Source organism: Bacillus cereus group sp. BfR-BA-01316, assembly GCF_022664195.1.
GTDB lineage: Bacteria > Bacillota > Bacilli > Bacillales > Bacillaceae_G > Bacillus_A.
In genome coordinates, this window is sequence record NZ_JAKUGX010000023.1 from 41868 (window position 1) to 64026 (window position 22159).

The window sequence follows — 22159 nt, forward strand, 5'->3', positions numbered from 1 at the left end:
TTATTAAAAGTTTTGCTGTTATGGGAAAAACTATGCACAAAGAAAAGGAGGATTAACTTTCATAAAAAGTTCCCATAATGGAAAACATAGGAGGTGAAGTGATGGATGGGAGTACTTTTTATTTTGTTGCTTGGATAGGGTGGATTGTCGTGACCTTTTTTATGAAAAAAGAATCTATTCGTTGGAAGATAAGTGCTTGTATATTAATTTTTATTATTTGTTCTCCGTTAAATGTGACGATTGCTTCTTTCACCATATCGGTAAATGCCCTTTTGCTTTGTATTATTTCTTTTGTAGGCATCACGTTATATTCTATTTGGAAAAAATTATATACCTTACTTTCGGCACTTATTATTGCAATGTTATATACAAGCTTTCATTTGTTAGAAGTATATGATCCAATTTGGATTGTGGTTGATAGGTTGTTGCTGTTAAGTGGTGCACTTGTGTATGCATCGGTTTTATTGCACGGGGATCGCATATTACGATTATGCTCCTTATATATAGGGATGTTACAAGGGGAATTGTTGGTGACGCTTATTTTTCGTAAATTACATTTTCCTTATGAATATGGCAGTTTAGCTTTTTTAGATGTTGCTGCTGTTTCCACTTTATTTATGGCGATTTTACTTTGGATTACAAAAGCATCAGTATATATGGAACAATTTAAGAGGAAAACACGTAAAAGAAAGGCGAGGGTGATACATGACTGAATATACACCAGCTATTTTATGTGGCGTAATTGCAGGTACAATAACTAGGTTGTTAATGCTTCGTACCGATACGAGGCAATATCCGACGAGGCTCCACGGGAAAATTATTCATATCGCGATGGGATTAATTGCGGCTGCCTTAGGAGCAATTGCGATTCCGTCTGTTTTGAAAAAGGATTTCTCTGCAATTACATTTCTTACGTTAGCAGCGACGCAATTTCGTGATGTGCGCAATATGGAAAGAAATACGCTTCAACAATTAGATGGATACGAGCTCGTACCACGTGGCAATACATACATTGAAGGAATTGCATTAGTATTTGAAAGTCGTAACTATTTGGCGATGTTAACGTCGTTTGTAACAACGTTTGCGTATATAGGATTCCATTCATGGATTGCCGGGGTAATTACTGGTATAGTAAGTTTTTCTATTTCGAAAAAATTAATGTCAGGTAAAAGACTTCATGACCTTGTAGAAATAGAGCACGTTCCACTTCGTTTTGAAGGAGCGGGACTTTATATTGATAATATTTACATTATGAATATTGGATTGCCAGCAAGGCAAGAAGAAATTATGAAATATGGAATGGGATTTATTTTAAAACCGAAATCGATAGATGCGATGGTTACAATCTCAAACTTAGGACAACGGCAAGCTATTTTACATGATGTTTCGGTTGCTTTAGGAATATATAGAGATTCTGGAACGCCGGCACTTGTACCGTTAGCGAAGCGTGATTTAGAGGATGGGAGAGTTGGGATTTTTGTTCTTCCGCAAGATCAAGATGCAGAGAAAGCGATAGGGGTAATTGGAAATGTCCCAACATTAGAGAGTGCTGTTCATATGTCATCAGAAGCTCCGAAAGGAAGGGGAGATAAGAGATGATGTTAGAAAGTGTTATTCTCGCAGTCATTACAACCACACCCGAAAAGTTTGCAGGGGGGGCTCCTTTATTTGTTTGTGAATCGACAGAGGAAATGGAATTTGTTGCAAATAATTTAGAAGCCATTTTAGATGGTATTGCTCATCGCTTACAAGAGAATGTATATATTATTGTGAAACATTAGCAACGTGTGGTATAATGTGAGGTGTTTTGATACGTTGAGAATTATTCTGGAATGCAAATCCCTTCTTGCACAAAGAAGGGTTTTTTACATAATAAACAGAAGCAAGTTGAAAGGATGAAAGTATATGCCGAAACCAGTAATAGCAATAGTAGGCCGCCCGAACGTAGGGAAATCTACTATTTTCAATAGAATTGTTGGAGAAAGAGTTTCAATCGTAGAAGATATACCAGGTATAACGCGAGACCGTATTTATAGTGCGGGAGAATGGTTAAATCATGAGTTTAACATTATTGATACAGGTGGAATTGATATTGGAGACGAGCCGTTCTTGACACAAATTCGTCAACAGGCGGAAGTAGCGATTGATGAAGCAGATGTTATCATTTTTATGACGAATGGTCGCGATGGTGTAACTGCAGCAGATGAAGAAGTTGCTAAAATTTTATACCGTTCTAAAAAACCAATTGTACTTGCGGTAAATAAGGTTGATAATCCAGACATGCGTAGTGATATTTATGATTTTTATGCATTAGGATTTGGCGAGCCATTCCCGATTTCAGGTACACACGGTTTAGGACTTGGTGATTTGTTAGATGAAGCTGCAAATCATTTTCCAAAGATTGAAGAAGAAGCGTATGACGATGAAACAATCCGTTTCTCTTTAATTGGACGTCCAAACGTAGGGAAATCATCACTTGTAAATGCACTTCTTGGTCAAGAACGTGTAATTGTAAGTAATATAGCGGGAACGACACGTGATGCTGTTGATACACCATATAGTAAAGATGGTCAAGATTATGTAATCATCGATACAGCTGGTATGCGTAAAAAAGGGAAGGTATACGAAAGCACAGAAAAATATAGTGTACTTCGTGCACTTAGAGCGATTGAACGTTCTGACGTTGTTTTAGTCGTTTTAGACGGAGAAGAAGGAATTATTGAACAGGATAAAAAAATCGCTGGATATGCTCATGATTCAGGACGTGCTGTTATTATCGTCGTAAACAAATGGGATGCAGTGAAAAAAGATGAAAAAACAATGAAAGCATTTGAAGAAAACATTCGCGCTCATTTCCAATTTTTAGAGTATGCGCCGATCGTATTCTTATCTGCGAAAACGAAAAAACGTACACAAACATTATTACCAGTTATTAATGAAGTAAATGAAAGCCATAGCATCCGCGTACAAACGAACGTATTAAATGATGTAATTATGGATGCGGTAGCGATGAATCCAACGCCGACTCATAATGGTAGCCGTCTGAAAATCTTCTATGCGACACAGGTTGCGGTAAAACCACCAACATTTGTTATATTTGTAAACGATACAGAATTAATGCACTTTTCATATGAGCGCTTCTTAAAGAACCGTTTACGTGAAGCGTTCGGTTTTGTAGGAACGCCGATTCACATTATCGCTAGAGCAAGAGACTAATGGAGAGGATGTGATTTTATGACAAAAATCACAGTAATAGGAGCAGGTAGCTGGGGAACAGCGTTAGCGATGGTATTAGCTGACAATGGGCATGATGTACGTATTTGGGGAAACCGTCCTGAACTCATGAATGAAATTAATATGAAGCATGAGAACAGTAGATATCTTCCAGGGATTACATTGCCAAGCACAATCGTAGCCTACTCTTCTTTAGAAGAAGCATTAGTTGATGTAAATACAGTACTGCTAGTAGTACCGACGAAAGCGTACCGAGACGTATTGCAAGAGATGAAAGAAATTGTTACAGAGCCAATTACTTGGATTCATGCAAGTAAAGGAATAGAACCAGGTACGTCAAAACGTATTTCTGAAATGATTGAGGAAGAAATTCCAGAGAGCTTGATTAAGGATGTTGTTGTACTATCTGGGCCGAGCCACGCTGAAGAAGTTGGATTGCGTCAAGCGACAACTGTTACGTCTGCAGCAAAGCGTATGGAAGCGGCTGAGGGAGTACAAGATTTATTTATGAATAGTTACTTTCGTGTATACACAAATCCGGATATCGTTGGAGTGGAACTTGGTGGTGCTTTAAAAAATATTATTGCACTAGCTGCGGGGATAACGGATGGACTTGGATTAGGAGATAATGCGAAAGCGGCATTAATGACACGTGGTTTAACGGAAATTGCTCGTTTAGGAAGAAAGATGGGCGGAAATCCACTGACATTTGCCGGCCTAACTGGTATGGGGGACTTAATTGTAACTTGTACAAGTGTGCATAGTCGAAATTGGCGTGCGGGAAATATGCTTGGAAAAGGACATTCTTTAGAAGAAGTATTAGAAAGCATGGGTATGGTTGTTGAAGGTGTAAGAACAACGAAAGCTGCTCATGAATTGGCAGAGAAAATGGAAGTTGAGATGCCAATTACAGCCGCTTTATATGACGTGTTGTTCAATGAGAAAAATGTAAAAGATACAGTAGGCTCATTGATGGGACGTGTTCGAAAACATGAAGTTGAAGCGATACCTGATTTGTTATGAAAAAAACGGTAGAAGTACATTTTGTGCTTCTACCGTTTTTTTGTTTTCTGGGTCTTTTCACCAATTCTTCATTTATGCATAGGATGAAGAGTAACTTGAGGAGAGGGTGAAAAGAATGGATAACAACATTTTTAATAACATTGAAAAAGAAGCGAAAGTGAACAAAGAAGATATTTTTAAATTAGCGTCGTCTGTTCAAAATGCGAACTTACGTGATGAGACAGTGCTTCGCCAATTGATTCATCAAGTTGCTCTTATGGCAGGACGTGAAGTGCCAAAAGAGCAAGAGGATCAAATTGTAAAAGCAATCATTAACAATAATATGCCGGCGGATTTTGGTTCGTTAAGTAAACTGTTTAAAAAATAAATTATGAGAAACAAAGAGTTTAGAGAATGCATATGATAGTTATGAAAGAATGGGAATAGAGCTGTTAAGGGCATATTTGGTCAACCGAAGCGCATCATTTCGTGCTTCGGTTTTATTATTTTAAATAAAAATCATCAATTAACGAAAAAATGATGATTTTTATTTGTTAAAATATTTTAATTTGTTAAAATAGTATAAAAATAGATTGAAAGTAAAGGGGTGTATATATGTCGGAAGGGCTTATGAAAATGTGGTTTGCTTTAGGGGCAATTGGATTTATGTTTCTTGCAGTAAGTTTTATTTTATTAAGTAGGCATAAAATGAAGAATAAATTTTTGAAAGGGATTACAGCTTTAGTAGCGTACACCCTCATGATTGTATCGGGAATTGTTATTTTCCTTGTTGTATTTAGTGGCCCTATTGAGCAATAAAGGATGTGCAGTCGGTAAATGTTACAAAAGGAACAGTCCATATTAGCATGAAAAGGTGATTGTCAGTGAAAAAAATCCATATTATTTTAATATTTTGTTGCATGAGCATTTTAACAGGGTGTATGTATCCAAGAGAAAATATGAAACAAAGTGCTATTCCTTATGAAGACCAGTTGCAGGTTGTACAAAAAGCCATTAATACATATAAGGATCAAACGGATGGTTTATTACCAATTAAGACGCGTGATATGAGTACGCCGATTTATCAGAAGTATCCAATTGATTTTCAAAAAATTGCTCCGCGGTACATACAAGAGGCACCAGGGAATGCGTATGAAAGTGGTGGAGTATATCAATATGTATTAATAGATGTTGAAAAAAATCCGACAGTAAAGTTAATTGATGTGAGAATGGCGGAACAAATTCAAGAAGTGACATTGAAGCTAAGGATGTATCGTGATGAACATCAATATCCACCTTTTAAAAAAGTGATTACAGATGGTGTTTATGAATTAGACTTCAAAAAACTAGGATATAAAGATGTACCACAAGTGACAAGTCCGTACTCAGGAAAAGGTCTCCCTCTTGTAATCAATGAAAAAGGAGAATTGTTTGTTGATTATAGAATCGACTTATATGAAGCGTTGAAAAAAAATGAAGGGCAATTTAAAGAAGGTGAAGATATCCGGGGTATACTATCGGAGGATTCCCCGTTTGTTCCTGCATATTCTTTGCCGTACACAGTAAAAAATGGAGAACCAATTTTTTTAAAATCATAAGTCATGAACCTTTCTTTTAGTGAATAAGTTCTAGAAGAAAGGTTTTTTATGTTATACAACTTGCGATGCAAACAAAAGGTATTTTTTAAATAGTCATATGAAATTGGACAAAATTATTTGATATATTGTCCGAACTTCTAGAATACCATTATATTATATCAGATATTATAGGCAACGTTAGAGAAGGTATTAGTTGACTATAAACACGGAATTATTCCCAAAAATATTGAGGGAGGGAATCACTTGGAAAAGGTAGATATTTTTAAAGATATTGCGGAACGCACAGGCGGTGATATTTATTTTGGAGTTGTAGGAGCTGTTCGAACAGGGAAATCAACATTTATTAAAAAATTTATGGAACTTGTTGTTATTCCCAATATTGAAAATGAGTCAGACCGTCAAAGAGCGCAGGATGAACTGCCTCAAAGTGCTGCTGGTCGTACAATAATGACGACGGAACCGAAGTTTGTTCCAAACCAAGCGGTTTCTATCGAAGTAGATGAAGGTCTTGAAGTGAATATTCGATTAGTAGATTGTGTTGGATATACGGTTCCAGGAGCAAAAGGCTATGAAGATGAGAATGGTCCGCGCATGATTAATACTCCTTGGTATGAAGAGCCTATTCCATTCCATGAAGCTGCAGAAATCGGGACACGTAAAGTAATTCAAGAGCATTCAACAATTGGTGTCGTTATTACAACAGATGGAACAATTGGTGAAATTCCAAGAAGAGATTATATAGAGGCAGAAGAACGCGTTGTAAATGAGTTAAAAGAAGTAGGAAAGCCTTTCATTATGATTATCAATACTGTACAGCCATATCATCCAGATACGGAGCAGTTACGTCAAAGTTTATCAGAAGAATATGATATCCCAGTAATTGCGATGAGTGTAGAGAGTTTAAGAGAAACAGATGTGTATAACGTACTTCGAGAAGCGTTATTCGAGTTCCCGGTTTTAGAAGTGAATGTAAACCTTCCGAGCTGGGTAATGGTGCTAAATGAAGGGCATTGGTTACGCCAAAGTTATCAGGAAGCGGTTCAAGAGACTGTAAAGGATATAAAACGTCTTCGTGATGTGGACCGTGTCGTTTGGCAGTTTAGTCAATATGAATTTATTGATCGAGCAAGTCTAGCTGGCATTGATATGGGGCAAGGTGTGGCAGAGATTGATTTATATGCGCCAGATGAATTGTATGATCAAATTTTAAAAGAAGTAGTAGGAGTAGAGATTCGAGGGAAAGATCATTTATTAAAGCTTATGCTCGATTTATCTCATGCGAAAACAGAGTATGACCAAGTGGCAGATGCTTTACGTATGGTAAAACAAACCGGATATGGAGTAGCAGCGCCTGCATTAGCTGATATGAGCTTAGATGAACCGGAAATTATTCGTCACGGTTCAAGGTTCGGTGTTAAATTAAAAGCGGTTGCGCCGTCTATTCATATGATTAAAGTGGATGTAGAATCAACATTTGAACCAATTATCGGTACTGAAAAACAAAGTGAAGAACTAGTTCGCTACTTGATGCAAGATTTTGAAGATGACCCACTATCAATTTGGAATTCTGATATATTTGGGCGCTCTCTTAGCTCTATTGTTAGAGAAGGAATTCAAGCGAAGTTATCTCTAATGCCAGAAAACGCTCGTTATAAGTTAAAAGAAACGCTAGAAAGAATTATTAATGAAGGATCTGGCGGATTAATTGCGATTATATTATAAGAAAAAAATCCCTCTAATTGCAGAGGGATTTTTTTCTTTTTGAGTACGTAATAGAAAAATAAACAGTCATTATCTAATATTTTGTTGTAAATTGTCAAGTTTCATCAGAATTTCACATTTTAAGAGTAACAATTTCCTTAAAAATATTGAATTATAAAGGAGAATCGTATAATATAGGCGTTGATAATGATTTATCTACATCTTTGTAGTATAGAATTTGTAAAAATTGCCTACAAATGAAAGTAAGACTCATTTTATGATCATTATACAGTCTTATCTTTGGGAGGAGGTGAATGGCATGAACAAGACAGATTTAATCAATGCTGTTGCAGAAGCAAGTTCCCTTTCTAAAAAGGACGCAACAAAAGCAGTGGACGCTGTTTTTGATTCTATCTTAGAAGCTTTAAAACAAGGTGATAAAGTACAACTAATCGGATTCGGTAACTTCGAAGTTCGTGAGCGTGCGGCTCGTAAAGGTCGTAACCCACAAACAGGTGAGGAGATTGAAATCGCTGCAAGTAAAGTACCTGCATTCAAACCTGGTAAAGCGTTAAAAGATGCGGTTAAATAATCCTTACATATTAACAGGGAAGAAGAGTTTCCTTTTTGGAAACTCTTCTTTTTGCTTTTAAAAACATAAATATGCTAGAATGTGTTCGTATCACTTTTAGGTTTTTCGGGAGGGCTAGCGGATGGCAAAAGTTAATTTAGAACAAATTGAACATGCAGTACGTCTTATTTTAGAGGCAATCGGAGATGACCCAAATCGCGAGGGAGTACTTGATACACCGAAACGTGTTGCGAAAATGTACGCAGAAGTATTCTCAGGGATGCATGAGGATCCGAAAGAGCATTTACACAAAGTATTCGGAGAAGACCACGAAGAGCTTGTACTAGTAAAAGATATACCATTCTATTCGATGTGTGAGCATCATCTTGTTCCGTTTTATGGAGTTGCTCACGTTGCATATATTCCGCAAGGTGGAAAAGTAACAGGACTAAGTAAATTAGCTCGTACTGTAGACACAATTGCGCGTCGTCCACAACTACAGGAACGAATTACATCAACAGTAGCTAACTCTATTATGGAAGTATTAGAGCCGCATGGTGTAATGGTAGTAGTAGAAGCAGAGCATATGTGTATGACGATGCGTGGTGTGAAAAAGCCTGGTGCGAAAACAGTAACGACTGCGGTGCGCGGCGTGTTAGAAAATGATGCAGCAGCACGTAGTGAAATTTTATCGTTTATTAAGACGAAGTAAAGAAAAGCGGGAAACTGCTTTTCTTTTTTTTATATACAAAAAAATGATATAGTTTTAGTGTTAAAGAGCAAGAATATAAAGGTTGAAAATTACTTCGCTTTTTGTGGAAATGAATGTTTGTAGTTGTTAGAGACGAAGATAACTCGTATGAATGAAAGTTGAGGCTTCATTCGGTGGAAGTTTGGCAGAAGTAGCCAAGTTTTGATTATAGAAAATAGAATGTATGTGTTATAATAAATTTTATGAATTAGAAAACAAGGGTGATTTTTTGTGTGTGACATCTACGGAGGGTATGCGGGTATTAAAGAGAAATTGATGGAGAAATTACGCCATCCTTATTTTATAAACTATATTGAAGAACCATTTATTGATGAAGAAAAAATAGCGCTGTTATACGGTGCATTAAAAAGTGCAAATATACATAAAGAACAAATTGATCATTATGTAGTAACGATTATGCTTGTACAAATTGCTCTTGATACACATGAAAAAGTATCAAATAAAGAAAACGAAGAGACGAGTGGATTTCATAAGCGGCGTCAATTGACAGTTCTTGCAGGTGATTATTATAGTGGTCTATACTATTACTTGTTGTCAATGAATTGTGATATTATCTTAATTCGTGCACTTGCTGAAGGAATTAAGGAGATTAATGAACATAAAATTATGCTATATCAAAAAGCACATGTGGCGATTCAAGACATAATGGAAAGTGTAGTAATAATTGAATCTGCGCTTTTGCAAAAAACATGTGATCATTTTCATTTATCTAATTGGAAACCATATATAACTTATGTGTTAGGAAAAAATCGTCTTCAAAAAGAGTGTCAATTGTATGCTGATAAACAAAATTCACCTGTTTTTCAAGCGGTCCAAAAAATCTCATTGGATGACGATAAAAATCTAGAAACAGTTATTAATGAATGGCTTATGGAAAAGAGAAAGCAGGAAGAAAATTTTTTAGAGAATCATACAGAAGTTAATGAGATAATTTCTATGTTAAGAGATAAATCAAGGACATAAGCAACTTTACATTGGAAGAAGGTACGAGCATGCAACAATCAAAAGAAGAAAGAGTACATGACGTATTTGAGAAAATTTCTGATAAATACGATGTGATGAATTCTGTAATTAGTTTTCAAAGGCATAAGGCATGGCGCAAAGAAACGATGCGAATTATGGATGTGAAACCTGGAAGTAAGGCACTTGATGTATGCTGCGGGACGGCAGATTGGACAATTGCACTGGCGGGAGCTGTAGGTGAAGATGGGAAGGTTTACGGTTTAGACTTTAGCGAAAATATGCTAGCTGTCGGTAAACAAAAGGTAGAAGCTTTAGAATTAAAGCAAGTAGAACTTATGCATGGAAATGCAATGGAACTTCCTTATGAAGATAACACGTTTGATTATGTAACGATTGGTTTTGGGTTACGTAACGTTCCGGATTACATGCAAGTATTAAAAGAAATGACGCGTGTAGTAAAGCCTGGTGGAAAAGTAATTTGCCTGGAAACATCCCAACCAACGATGATAGGTTTTCGTCAAGGATATGTCATATACTTTAAATATATCATGCCGTTATTTGGAAAGATGTTTGCGAAAAGTTATAAAGAATATTCATGGCTTCAGGAATCTGCTAGTACATTCCCAGGGATGAAAGAGTTAGCAAGTATGTTTGAAGAAGCTGGGCTTAAGAATGTGCAAGTGAAACCATTTACTTTTGGTGTAGCAGCTATGCATTTAGGTTTTAAACCAGAATCAAAATAGAAAAAAGACGTTTTAGGTTAAGGTGAACAATATGAAGTTACAACTTATGTACTCTTTTTTACGATCGGATATTAATGTTATAGAAAAAGAATTGAAGAAGACAGTTGCTTCTGAGCAGCCGTTAGTAGAAGAAGCGGCATTACAGCTTATTGAAGCAGGTGGGAAGCGGATTCGCCCTGTTTTTGTTTTGCTTGCAGGGAAATTTGGGGATTATAAGTTAGATGCAATTAAGCATGTTGCGGTTGCATTAGAACTTATTCATATGGCTTCGCTTGTTCACGATGATGTCATTGATGCTGCGTTTTTACGACGCGGTAGCGCAACAGTGAATGCGAAATGGGGAGATCGTATTGCAATGTATACAGGAGACTACTTGTTTGCGAAGTCTCTTGAATGTATAACAAATATAGAAATTCCAGATGCACATCAAGCGTTGTCTCATACAATTTTAGAAGTTTGTAAAGGTGAAATCGAACAAATTAAAGATAAGTATAACTATGATCAAAATTTAAGAACGTATTTAAGAAGGATAAAACGAAAAACAGCATTGTTAATCGCCGCGAGTTGTCAGTTGGGAGCGATTGCTGCTGGTGCTAATCGTGATACTGTAAATCGTCTATTTTGGTATGGATATTTTGTTGGTATGTCTTATCAAATTATTGATGATATTTTAGATTTCGTATCGACAGAAGAGAAGCTTGGAAAGCCTGCTGGTGGTGATTTATTACAAGGTAACATTACATTACCTGTTTTGTATGCCATGGAAGACCCAGTTCTTCGTCAGAAAATTACATCTGTGCATGAAAATACAACAGCAAGTGAAATGAAAGAAATTATTGATGATATTAAAGCGAGCGAAGCTATTGATAAAGCATTTTCGTTTAGTGAACGTTATTTACATAAAGCATTAGAAATAATAAAACCACTCCCTCGTGGACAGGCGAAGTATGCGTTGCAAAATGTCGCGAAGTATATTGGAAAACGAAAATTTTAGTATTTTTTCTAAAAAATAAAACAATCTCTCTATTTCAAAACTATTGCACAATTGTGATAAGGGTGTTAATATGTGTGTGGGGATATACAATTACATACATAATTCAGAAGTGGAGAGATTTTTTATGGAAAAAACATTTCTAATGGTAAAACCAGACGGTGTACAACGTGCCTTCATTGGGGAAATCGTAGCTCGTTTTGAGAAAAAGGGCTTTCAATTAGTTGGTGCAAAATTAATGCAAGTTACTCCGGAAATTGCTGAACAACACTACGGTGAGCATAAAGAAAGACCTTTCTTTGGTGAATTAGTAGACTTTATTACATCTGGCCCTGTATTCGCAATGGTATGGCAAGGTGAAGGTGTAGTAGATACAGCACGCAATATGATGGGTAAAACACGACCACATGAAGCTGCTCCTGGAACAATTCGTGGAGATTTCGGTGTAACTGTTGCGAAAAACATTATCCACGGTTCGGATTCTTTAGAAAGTGCAGAGCGCGAGATTGCTATTTTCTTTAAGGAAGAAGAATTAGTAGACTACTCAAAATTAATGAATCAATGGATTTACTAATTATTTTGAAATAATTTGTAAACGCTTTAATAACTGTGATAATAGTAAAAAGTGCAAGAAGAATAGAGGTATTCTTCTTGCACTTTTTTTTATTTCGATTAGTTACGAAGTTAGGACTGTTATGATATATTGGTATGTAAAGTAAAAGGTCTACTGTTATGAAAATAATAGAATAATTACAAGTAGGGAAAGCAAACACTCGATTTACTATATAATTTCTTTGTATTTTAAAGAGTGATGGAAGATAATATAGCTACTTTATGTAGCGGGATAAATACATATGCGAAAAGAGGAATAACGTATGCGATATATTACAGCTGGTGAATCCCACGGTCCGCAACTTACGACAATTTTAGAAGGTGTTCCGGCAGGATTATCTTTAGTAGCGAATGATATAAATGAAGAATTAGCTAGAAGACAAAAAGGATATGGACGCGGTAGACGCATGCAAATTGAGAAAGACCAAGTGCAAATTGTAAGTGGTGTTAGGCATGGGAAGACGATGGGGTCCCCGATTGCACTTGTTGTTGAAAATCGTGATTTTACACATTGGACAAAGGTTATGGGTGCAGAGCCGTTAACTGAGCAGGAAGAGAAAGAAATGAAAAGGCAAGTTACGAAACCTAGACCTGGACACGCAGATTTAAATGGTGCGATTAAATATGGTCATAGAGATATGAGGAATGTATTAGAGCGTTCTTCCGCACGTGAAACGACAGTTCGTGTTGCAGCTGGTGCAGTTGCAAAAAAAATATTAGCGGAATTAGGTATACAAGTAGCGGGACATGTTGTCGAGATTGGTGGTGTACAGGTAGAAAATATCAAATATAACTCTATTGCGGAATTACAAAGTACTACAGAAGCATCTCCTGTACGTTGTTTAGATGAAAAGGCCGGTAAAAAGATGATGCAAGCAATTGATGATGCGAAGGCAAATGGTGATTCTATCGGCGGTATTGTTGAAGTAGTTGTAGAAGGAATGCCAATCGGAGTAGGTAGCTATGTACATTATGATAGAAAATTGGATGCGAAATTAGCAGCGGCAATTATGAGTATTAACGCTTTTAAAGGTGTTGAAATTGGAATTGGTTTTGAAGCAGCACATAGACCTGGAAGTGAAGTGCATGATGAAATCCTTTGGGATGAAGTGCAAGGGTACAGAAGAAAAACGAACAATGCAGGTGGATTAGAAGGTGGCATGACAAATGGTATGCCGGTTGTTGTGCGTGGTGTTATGAAACCGATACCGACATTATATAAACCGCTTCAAAGTGTTGATATTGATACGAAAGAACCTTTTACAGCGAGTATTGAACGCTCAGATAGTTGTGCAGTGCCGGCAGCTAGCGTTGTGGCTGAAGCTGTTGTGGCTTGGGAGCTCGCAACAACTTTAATTGAACAATTTGGATTAGATCGTATCGATCTTATACGTGAAAATATTGAGAAACATAATGAATATGCGAGGGGATTTTAATGGAGAACATACATATTCAAACGAAATCAAAAGAATATGATGTACATGTTGGAAGGGAGGCGTTGTTACATTTAACAACGCTTATTCAAAAAATGAATCCTGCGGTATCTAACGTAATGATTATTTCTGATGAAGCTGTTGCATCACTGCATTTACAGACAGTTGTTGATGCATTGCAAGTAGAGCAAAAAGTGTTTTCGTTTGTTGTACCGAGTGGCGAAAAAGAGAAGTCTTTTGAAAATTTCTATGAGGCTCACACTTCGGCTCTTGAAAATAAATTAGATAGAAATTCTTTAATCATCGCACTTGGAGGCGGAATGATTGGAGATTTGGCTGGATTTGTTGCCGCGTCGTTTATGCGTGGTATTCGCTTTGTCCAAGTTCCAACGACTTTATTAGCTCACGATAGCGCAGTAGGCGGGAAAGTAGCAATTAACCATCCACTAGGAAAAAATATGATTGGAGCGTTTCATCAGCCAGAAGCTGTTGTATATCATACGCCATTTTTACATTCACTTCCTGAAAAAGAGTGGCGATCAGGTTATGCAGAAGTGATAAAGCATGCTCTTATTGGTGATGTAGAGCTATATCGTTGGTTAAAAGAAGAAGTGCAAATATTAACGGATCTTCGTGATGAAAAGTTAATTCATATATTAACGAAGGCGATTCCTGTGAAAGCGAATATTGTGTCGCAAGACGAAACAGAAAAAGGTGTACGTGCCCATTTGAATTTTGGGCATACGTTAGGACATGCTCTTGAAAAAGAGTTAGGATATGGAAATATTACTCACGGTGATGGAGTAGCGGTTGGCATGCTATTTGCCATGTTTTTAAGTGAGCAAGTGTACAAAGTTGATCTTTTTTATGAAGAAATGAAGCAGTGGTTCTTGAAATACGGTTATCCAAAAATGCCAAGCGACTTGAATGTAGAACGTCTCGTTCAGTTGATGAAACAAGATAAAAAAGCAAATGCTGGAACAATTCATATGGTGCTTATGCAGGAATATGGGGGAGTGAATGTCGTATCTATTTCAGATGAGACTGTTCATATTGCGTTAGAAGCATTTCAAAAGGATATGGTCTAAAAAAGTTGTAGAACAGGTATGAAATGCATATTTAAAGGTATTCTCGTAATGGTGACGGTTATGATTAAAGATGACAGTAAGGAATTATAAATCATATCAATGACTGGGGGAAGAAAAGTGAGAGTAAAAGAGCAATTGTTAACTTTGAGAGCATATGTACCTGGGAAAAATATTGAGGAAGTAAAAAGAGAATATGGATTGTCAAAAATTGTGAAATTAGCATCGAATGAAAATCCGTTTGGCTGCTCTGCACGTGTGACAGAAGCATTAACTTCGTTAGCTAATCAATATGCACTCTACCCGGACGGGGCGGCTTTTGAGCTTCGTGAGAAAGTAGCAGAGTATTTAGGTGTAAAAGCGGAACAACTTTTATTTGGTAGTGGGTTAGATGAAGTCATTCAAATGATTAGCCGCGCTTTGCTACATAACGGAACAAATGTTGTAATGGCGAATCCTACGTTCTCACAATATTATCACCATGCTGTTATTGAAGGAGCCGAAGTTCGGGAAGTACCACTTGAAAATGGTATTCACAATTTAGATGCAATGTTACAGCAAGTAGATGAGAAAACGAAGATTGTATGGATTTGTAATCCGAATAATCCGACAGGTACATATGTAGAAAAACAAAAATTACTTTCATTTTTAGAATCAGTTCCAAAGTCAGCGCTCGTTATTATGGACGAAGCATACTATGAATATGCTGGGGCAGAAGATTATCCGCAAACATTACCTCTTCTTGAAAAGTACGAAAATCTTATGGTGCTACGCACATTCTCAAAAGCGTATGGATTAGCTGCTTTTCGTATTGGATATGCGATTGGTGATGCAAAGCTTGTAGGGCAGCTCGAGGTAGCAAGATTACCGTTTAACACATCAACTATCGCACAAGCGGTAGCGTTAGCGGCGATAGAGGATCAACAGTTTTTACAAGAGTGTGTGAAGAAAAATGCCGGAGGATTAAATCAATATTATGCATTTTGTAAGGAATATAACGTATTCTACTATCCATCTCAAACGAATTTCATTTTCTTGAAACTTGGTATACCTGGTAATGAAGCTTTCGAACGATTAATGAAAAAAGGATATATCGTTCGTTCTGGTGCAGCATTTGGTATGCATGATGGTATTCGTATTACTGTTGGATTAAAAGAAGAAAATGATGAGATTATTGAATTACTTACAGAACTTGTAAAAGAACAAGTGAAGAAAGAAGAAACGTATTCTTAAGAAATGGTGAAGGCTCCTGTTACAGGAGCCTTTTTCATTTGAATTGCAATAAGGGGAGTTGTTTGCACGTTCAAGAAAGAAAACGTTACAATAGAAGTAGACGTATAAGAAGAACTATTGTACATATAACTTATTTAAAATGTGAGGAGGATACAGTTTGAAACTAGTAGGACGAAAAAATAGTTTGAATGGGAAAATTGTTGTTCCAGGAGATAAATCTATTTCGCATCGCTCTGTTATGTTTGGAGCGATAGCGGAAGGGACGACGAAAGTATCAAATTTTTTATTAGGAGAAGATTGTTTAAGTACAATTGCATGTTTTCAAAAACTAGGTGTCCAGATTGAACAGAGTGGTAACGATGTCACGATTTACGGTAAAGGGTTACATAATTTACAAGAACCGAAAGAAGTATTAGACGTGGGGAATTCAGGGACGACTATTCGTCTTATGCTTGGGATTTTAGCAAATACGCCGTTCCATAGTACGATAATTGGTGATACATCAATTGGAAAACGTCCTATGAAACGTGTTACAGACCCGCTTAGTAAGATGAATGCTCAAATCGATGGTAGAGAAAACGGACAATATACACCTTTATCTATTCGCGGTGGTAAGGTAAAAGGTATGCATTACCATTCACCAGTAGCAAGTGCACAAGTGAAGTCAGCAGTTTTACTTGCGGGTTTGCAAGGGGAAGGCATAACTACGGTAACAGAGCCTATGCAATCTCGTGATCATACGGAAAGAATGTTACGTGCATTCGGTTGTACCGTAGATGTTAATGGACGGACCGTTTCATTACAAGGTGGACAACAACTTAAAGGTGCAGACATAGAAGTTCCAGGAGATATTTCTTCGGCGGCATTTTTCTTAGTAGCTGGTGCAATTGTTCAAAATAGTAAGCTTGTATTGGAGAACGTTGGTTTAAATCCGACGAGAACAGGGATTTTAGATGTATTAACAAAGATGGGTGCACTTATTTCTATCGATCATATTAGAAATGAAGAGTTTGAACCGTGCGGGGATATTACGATTGAAACATCTAAACTAAAAGGAATAGAAATTGGTGGAACTCTTATTCCAAGATTAATTGATGAAATTCCTGTAATTGCTTTATTGGCAACGCAGGCAGAAGGAATTACTGTTATTAAAAACGCTGAGGAGTTAAAAGTAAAAGAAACAAATCGTATCGATACGGTTGTAGATGAATTAGGCAAATTAGGTGCGAAGATTGAAGCTACACCAGATGGTATGATTATATATGGTAAACAAAGTTTAAAAGGAAATACTGTTAATAGTCACGGCGATCATCGTATTGGGATGATGCTTGCAATCGCATCGTGTATTATAGATGGAGAAGTGAAAATAGAGAATAGTGATGCGGTCGCTGTATCGTATCAGAAATTTTTCGAACAATTAGCTGCGCTATAAGAGAAAGTATAGGAAGAGGCAGTTCACTCAAAAGGTTGCGTTCTTACACCTAGTTGCTTATGATAAATGAACAGAAGAGAATATTTTTTGAATTAAAGGAGACGTTTATGCAAAAGTTTGAACAAGCTGTTTCTTATATTGAAAACGGTGAAGCAGAAAAAGGATTACAATTATTAAAAGAACAACTACGAGTTGCTAATGATGAAGAGAAGTATGATATCGCTCGTTACTATCATACACTTGGGTTTATGGATGAGGCGTTAGCAATTATTGATGATTTGCGCTTGCTATATCCGGAAGAAAGTGAATTTACGGTATTTTTAGCAGAATTATATATTGATCTAGACAAAGAAGATGAAGCGATTGAAGTGCTTCATGATATTCCAGAAAACGATGATTTATATGTTCAATCGTTATTACTTGTTGCGGATTTATTCCAAATGCAAGGTTTTGATGATGTAGCAGAACAAAAACTATTAAAGGCGAAAGAAATGATGCCAGACGAACCTGTTATTACGTTTGGGTTAGCAGAATTATATAGTAGTAAAGGTGAAGAGCAAAAGGCGATCACTTATTATGAATCGTTACTAGCAGAACATAAAGTTATGGGTGGTGTTGTCATTGCGCTTCGTCTAGCAGAAACTTTAAGTGCTATTGGAAACTGGGAAGAGGCAATCTCTTACTATGAAGCGGGGTTAGAAGAGCAAAAAGATATTCACTCACTATTTGGATATGCCTTCACATTATATCAAGGGGAAGAATATCAAAGAGCAATTGGTGTTTGGCAAGAATTAAAAGAATTAGATCCTGAGTACGCATCGTTATACATGTATTTAGCGAAAAGCTATGAAAAAGAAGGCATGCTTCAAGAAAGCTATGAAACACTTCAAGAAGGAATTAAGGTAGATGAGCTTTCTGTTCCTTTCTATGTAGAATTAGCGAATATTGCGGCGAAATTAGGTAAAATAGCGGAGGCAGAAGAAGTGCTTCAAAAAGCGCTGGAGCTAGATCCGGGACATTTAGGTGCGACATTAAAGTATGCGTATATCTTAAAAGAACAAGAGAAATACGAAGAGCTAATTGCAGTTGTAGAGCGTACAATTGACAGTGGAGAACCAGATACACAACTACTTTGGGATCTTGCATTTGCAAAAAAACAATTAGAAATGTATTCGGATGCATTAAAACACTATGAAAGTGCATATACTTCTTTTAAGAATCATCCAGATTTCTTGGAAGAGTACGGTTATTTCTTATTAGAAGAAGGAATGCGAAAAGAGGCGAAAGAAGTATTTACGCAGTTAATACAACTAGACCCGACACAAATTCATATTGAAGAATTGTTATATAATTTAGAGGATTTTTCGTAAGTTGGAAGGAAACTGAATGCCGCTTCTTGAATCTAAAAAGAAAAGAGAAAGACAGAGGAGGGACTTAATCGCTATGAATACCCCTGTTTCTGTAAACGAGAAGAAGGATTTTGTAAAATGGTTTTTGAATAATTACCAACTGAAACAGCGTGAATGTGTATGGATTTTGAATTATTTAATGAGTCACGATCAATTAATGCATAAAGTCCACTTCGTAGAACATGCAAAATATTGTCCGCGTGGCTTAGTAATGTCAGCAAATTGTGTGAAAGACACACCGTTTCACTTTTTTAAACAAAATGTAATGACAACAGATGCAGAAAAGTCGTTTCATGATATTCGTTTGAATCGAGATGAGGATATTTATATTCAGCTTAATTTTAAATCATCGTTCCAAAATGCAAACTATGTAGCTGTATTAGAAGAAAACCCATATTTGCCAAAGCATATTGAAGTGAATGAAAAAGATCGATTGCTTGCAGAACGATTTTTAGAAGAAAGTGTATTCTCATTTAGAAGAGAGCGTCTTTTGAAACAAATTGATGAAGCTTTGGATAAGCAAGATAAGGAAGCATTTCATAGGTTAACAGCAGAGTTGAAAATTTTATAGAATTCATTTTGATTATGTAATCTTTACGAATTTCAGACTTTTTAAGAAAAACTACTTAATAATAGGTAGTTTTTCTTTTTTTACCTCTTTTAGTATGGTTTAATATATATAAAGTGAAAGTTCTGTTATTTCAAATAGAGGAGGGGAGAAAAGGTGAAATGGATTGTAAAAGATGTAGAACAGTTTGAGCAAGCGAGGGAGTATGTAGATACAGGGATTATACCCCTTTTGTCTATTTCGGCAGCAAAAGAAATGAAAATGGTTGTAGAGCAAGGTGAATTTATTGAGGCTTTGAGTATGGAGTTGGAAAGGGAGTATAAAGGAAGAGTGCTTTTACTGCCCGCATTTACGTATTTGGTAGAGAGCCAAAAGAATGAAAAAGACCGTTTGCAAGAATGGACAGATCATTTGCAAAGGCAAGGTTTTAAGCATATTGCCTATGTGACAAGTGATTTTTCATGGAAAGAAGATATGCGAGATTTGCAGGGTGATTTATTTTGGTTTCCATCGTTATCATTAGAGCAATTTAGTGACCAAGCGAAAAGGGAAGTTATTCGTGCTCACATAAAAAATATTATGGAAATGTTGGAAGAAAGATGGATAAAACAATAATAAACAGAAAGTTCTTATTATTATGAGTAGTATGATATTGACCTATACAAGAGGGTATTATATCATGATAGTGTCCTAGTTTTTATTTTTTATATAATTTTTTCACGAGGGGACAATTTCTGATAGAGGGGGGAAATTTTCGTGAGCGAGAAAGAACATCGTGTGTCAAGAAGACAGTTTTTAAATTACACACTTACAGGGGTAGGAGGATTTATGGCGGCGGGTATTTTAATGCCGATGACGCGGTTTGCACTTGATCCGGTGTTAAGAAAAGAAGCGGGAACAGATATGGTTGCTGTTGGACAAGTAAAAGATATTACAACAGAGCCGAAGCGCTTCGATTTTAAGGTGAAGCAGGTTGACGGATGGTACAAGTCTGAAGAGCCAAAATCTGCTTGGGTGCATAAAGATGAAAGCGGAGACATTGTTGCGTTTTCTCCAGTGTGTAAACATTTAGGTTGCACAGTGAACTGGAATTCGGACAAAGCACATCCTAATCAATTCTTTTGCCCGTGTCACGGGGGACGTTACACAAAAGATGGGATGAACATTAAAGGCACACCGCCTCTTGCTCCGCTTGACGTATACGAATCCAAAGTAAAAGATGGAACACTTTATTTAGGAAAAGCGAAGCCAAAAGGGGGTGCAAAGTAGATGTTAAATAAAATTTATGATTGGGTGGACGAACGTTTAGATATTACACCGATATGGCGTGATATCGCTGATCATGAAGTACCTGAGCATGTTAACCCGGCGCATCACTTTTCTGCATTCGTCTACTGCTTCGGAGGACTTACCTTTTTCGTTACTGTAATTCAAATTTTGTCTGGAATGTTTTTAACGATGTATTATGTGCCTGATATTAAAAATGCTTGGGAGTCGGTTTACTATTTACAAAATGAAGTTGCGTATGGACAAATTGTTCGTGGTATGCACCACTGGGGTGCCAGTCTCGTAATTGTAATGATGTTTTTACATACACTCAGAGTTTTCTTCCAAGGTGCGTATAAAAAGCCTCGTGAGTTAAACTGGATTGTTGGTGTTCTTATTTTCTTTGTTATGTTAGGTCTTGGTTTTACCGGATATTTATTACCGTGGGATATGAAAGCGTTATTTGCTACGAAAGTAGGGATTCAAATCGCAGAGCAAACGCCGCTCATTGGTCCTTATATTAAAACATTACTTGCTGGCCATTCCGAAATTGTTGGCGCTCAAACATTAACTCGCTTCTTTGCTATTCACGTCTTCTTCTTACCAGCAGCACTTCTAGGTTTAATGGCCTTCCACTTCATCATGATTCGCAAACAAGGTATTTCCGGTCCGCTATAAGAGATTGCTAAATTAAAGGGGAAAGAACAAAAGGAGGGAGATTATGCATCGCGGCAAAGGGATGAAGTTTGTAGGAGATTCTCGGGTACCAGTAGCCCGGAAACCAAATATTCCAAAAGATTATTCTGAATATCCAGGGAAAACAGAAGCGTTTTGGCCGAATTTCTTGTTAAAAGAATGGATGGTTGGTGCAGTTTTTTTAGTCGGTTATTTATGTTTAACAGTGGCGCATCCGTCACCGCTTGAGAGAATGGCGGATCCTACAGATGCAGGATATATACCACTTCCAGATTGGTATTTCTTATTCTTGTATCAGTTATTAAAGTATTCGTATGCCTCAGGCTCATTTACTGTAATTGGTGCGTTTATTATGCCGGGGATTGCGTTTGGAGCGTTACTATTAGCTCCGTTTCTAGATCGAGGTCCAGAAAGAGCGCCATTGAAGCGTCCTGTAGCAACGGGGTTTATGCTTTTAGCAATTGCATCGATTATTTTTTTAACTTGGGAATCTGTAGCACACCACGACTGGGAAGCTGCAAAAAAACAAGGAGCAATTGTAAAAACAGCACCAGTTGATAAAAATGATGATGGCTACAAGTTGATGCAAAAAAATACTTGTTTAACATGTCATGGTGACAATTTACAGGGCGGGGCGGCAGCACCGGCTTTGCAAAACTTAACTTTAAAACCAGAAGAAATCGCTAAAATTGCGAAAGATGGAAAAGGTTCAATGCCTAAAGGTGTATTTAAAGGTACAGATGAGGAACTGAAAAAGCTTTCGGAATTCGTTGCAAAGTATAATAAAAAATAATAGAAAAGCTGACTACAAAATCTGTAGTCAGCTTTTTATTTTGATGACGGAAAGTTT

The 22159-nt window shown here is 36.8% G+C and carries 25 protein-coding genes; all 25 read left to right on the forward strand.

Going from position 1 to position 22159, the window contains the following annotated elements:
• Positions 1-101: 101 nt before the first annotated feature.
• The 25 genes from MR071_RS17115 (at position 102) to qcrC (ending at position 22102) form a co-directional block, all read left to right on the forward strand.
• Positions 102-713 carry a YphA family membrane protein gene (locus MR071_RS17115; protein WP_242237100.1) on the forward strand — a complete coding sequence of 204 codons (612 nt, stop codon included), beginning with the start codon at positions 102-104 and terminating at the stop codon, positions 711-713.
• Positions 706-1599: a YIEGIA family protein gene (locus MR071_RS17120; RefSeq protein ID WP_242237102.1), complete on the forward strand. Its 894-nt coding sequence runs from the start codon at positions 706-708 to the stop codon at positions 1597-1599. The genes MR071_RS17115 and MR071_RS17120 overlap by 8 nt, the downstream gene beginning before the upstream one ends.
• Positions 1596-1781 carry a capping complex subunit for YIEGIA gene (locus MR071_RS17125; RefSeq protein ID WP_070141520.1) on the forward strand — a complete coding sequence of 62 codons (186 nt, stop codon included), beginning with the start codon at positions 1596-1598 and terminating at the stop codon, positions 1779-1781. The genes MR071_RS17120 and MR071_RS17125 overlap by 4 nt, the downstream gene beginning before the upstream one ends.
• 124 nt (positions 1782-1905) lie before the next feature.
• On the forward strand, positions 1906-3216 hold the full coding sequence (gene der, locus MR071_RS17130) for a ribosome biogenesis GTPase Der (RefSeq protein ID WP_105584018.1): 1311 nt from the start codon (positions 1906-1908) through the stop codon (positions 3214-3216).
• Between the two features lie 18 nt (positions 3217-3234).
• Complete coding sequence (locus MR071_RS17135) at positions 3235-4257, forward strand: NAD(P)H-dependent glycerol-3-phosphate dehydrogenase (protein ID WP_242237104.1); 1023 nt, start codon at positions 3235-3237, stop codon at positions 4255-4257.
• Positions 4258-4372: 115 nt separating this feature from the next.
• Entirely contained in the window at positions 4373-4624 is a 252-nt protein-coding gene (locus tag MR071_RS17140; RefSeq protein WP_242237106.1) for a stage VI sporulation protein F, read from the forward strand.
• A 227-nt stretch (positions 4625-4851) separates the two neighbouring features.
• Positions 4852-5055 (forward strand): DUF2768 domain-containing protein, encoded by a 204-nt coding sequence (locus MR071_RS17145; RefSeq protein ID WP_002011815.1) that lies wholly within the window; start codon positions 4852-4854, stop codon positions 5053-5055.
• Positions 5056-5120: 65 nt separating this feature from the next.
• Positions 5121-5834, forward strand: a complete 714-nt coding sequence (locus tag MR071_RS17150) for a hypothetical protein (RefSeq protein ID WP_242237109.1) — start codon at positions 5121-5123, stop codon at positions 5832-5834.
• 243 nt (positions 5835-6077) lie between these two features.
• Positions 6078-7556: a stage IV sporulation protein A gene (spoIVA, locus tag MR071_RS17155; protein WP_000416521.1), complete on the forward strand. Its 1479-nt coding sequence runs from the start codon at positions 6078-6080 to the stop codon at positions 7554-7556.
• A 298-nt stretch (positions 7557-7854) separates the two neighbouring features.
• Entirely contained in the window at positions 7855-8127 is a 273-nt protein-coding gene (locus MR071_RS17160; protein WP_001043860.1) for an HU family DNA-binding protein, read from the forward strand.
• Between the two features lie 121 nt (positions 8128-8248).
• Entirely contained in the window at positions 8249-8818 is a 570-nt protein-coding gene (gene folE / locus MR071_RS17165; protein WP_001151482.1) for a GTP cyclohydrolase I FolE, read from the forward strand.
• Between the two features lie 270 nt (positions 8819-9088).
• Positions 9089-9841: a heptaprenyl diphosphate synthase component 1 gene (locus tag MR071_RS17170; RefSeq protein WP_242237111.1), complete on the forward strand. Its 753-nt coding sequence runs from the start codon at positions 9089-9091 to the stop codon at positions 9839-9841.
• 29 nt (positions 9842-9870) lie between these two features.
• Complete coding sequence (locus MR071_RS17175) at positions 9871-10584, forward strand: demethylmenaquinone methyltransferase (RefSeq protein ID WP_242237114.1); 714 nt, start codon at positions 9871-9873, stop codon at positions 10582-10584.
• A gap of 31 nt (positions 10585-10615) precedes the next feature.
• Positions 10616-11578 (forward strand): heptaprenyl diphosphate synthase component II, encoded by a 963-nt coding sequence (hepT, locus tag MR071_RS17180; protein ID WP_002011823.1) that lies wholly within the window; start codon positions 10616-10618, stop codon positions 11576-11578.
• A 124-nt stretch (positions 11579-11702) separates the two neighbouring features.
• Entirely contained in the window at positions 11703-12149 is a 447-nt protein-coding gene (gene ndk, locus MR071_RS17185) for a nucleoside-diphosphate kinase (RefSeq protein WP_000415879.1), read from the forward strand.
• A gap of 301 nt (positions 12150-12450) precedes the next feature.
• Positions 12451-13623 (forward strand): chorismate synthase, encoded by a 1173-nt coding sequence (aroC, locus tag MR071_RS17190; protein ID WP_242237117.1) that lies wholly within the window; start codon positions 12451-12453, stop codon positions 13621-13623.
• Positions 13623-14708 (forward strand): 3-dehydroquinate synthase, encoded by a 1086-nt coding sequence (aroB, locus tag MR071_RS17195; RefSeq protein WP_242237120.1) that lies wholly within the window; start codon positions 13623-13625, stop codon positions 14706-14708. Before aroC ends, aroB begins: the two co-directional genes overlap by 1 nt.
• Positions 14709-14825: 117 nt before the next feature.
• On the forward strand, positions 14826-15938 hold the full coding sequence (gene hisC, locus MR071_RS17200; protein WP_242237124.1) for a histidinol-phosphate transaminase: 1113 nt from the start codon (positions 14826-14828) through the stop codon (positions 15936-15938).
• 157 nt (positions 15939-16095) lie between these two features.
• Positions 16096-17370 (forward strand): 3-phosphoshikimate 1-carboxyvinyltransferase, encoded by a 1275-nt coding sequence (aroA, locus tag MR071_RS17205; RefSeq protein WP_242237127.1) that lies wholly within the window; start codon positions 16096-16098, stop codon positions 17368-17370.
• 107 nt (positions 17371-17477) lie between these two features.
• Positions 17478-18740 (forward strand): tetratricopeptide repeat protein, encoded by a 1263-nt coding sequence (locus MR071_RS17210; RefSeq protein ID WP_242237130.1) that lies wholly within the window; start codon positions 17478-17480, stop codon positions 18738-18740.
• Between the two features lie 73 nt (positions 18741-18813).
• Entirely contained in the window at positions 18814-19350 is a 537-nt protein-coding gene (locus MR071_RS17215; RefSeq protein WP_002086615.1) for a ReoY family proteolytic degradation factor, read from the forward strand.
• Positions 19351-19503: 153 nt separating this feature from the next.
• Entirely contained in the window at positions 19504-19962 is a 459-nt protein-coding gene (locus MR071_RS17220) for a YpiF family protein (protein WP_242237133.1), read from the forward strand.
• Positions 19963-20103: 141 nt separating this feature from the next.
• Entirely contained in the window at positions 20104-20616 is a 513-nt protein-coding gene (gene qcrA, locus MR071_RS17225) for a menaquinol-cytochrome c reductase iron-sulfur subunit (RefSeq protein ID WP_002158584.1), read from the forward strand.
• Positions 20617-21291 carry a menaquinol-cytochrome c reductase cytochrome b subunit gene (gene qcrB / locus MR071_RS17230; protein ID WP_000932700.1) on the forward strand — a complete coding sequence of 225 codons (675 nt, stop codon included), beginning with the start codon at positions 20617-20619 and terminating at the stop codon, positions 21289-21291. It begins immediately after the preceding gene.
• A 43-nt stretch (positions 21292-21334) separates the two neighbouring features.
• Positions 21335-22102, forward strand: coding sequence for a menaquinol-cytochrome c reductase cytochrome b/c subunit (gene qcrC / locus MR071_RS17235; protein WP_002011836.1), 768 nt, complete (start codon positions 21335-21337; stop codon positions 22100-22102).
• The last annotated feature ends 57 nt before the right edge of the window (positions 22103-22159 follow it).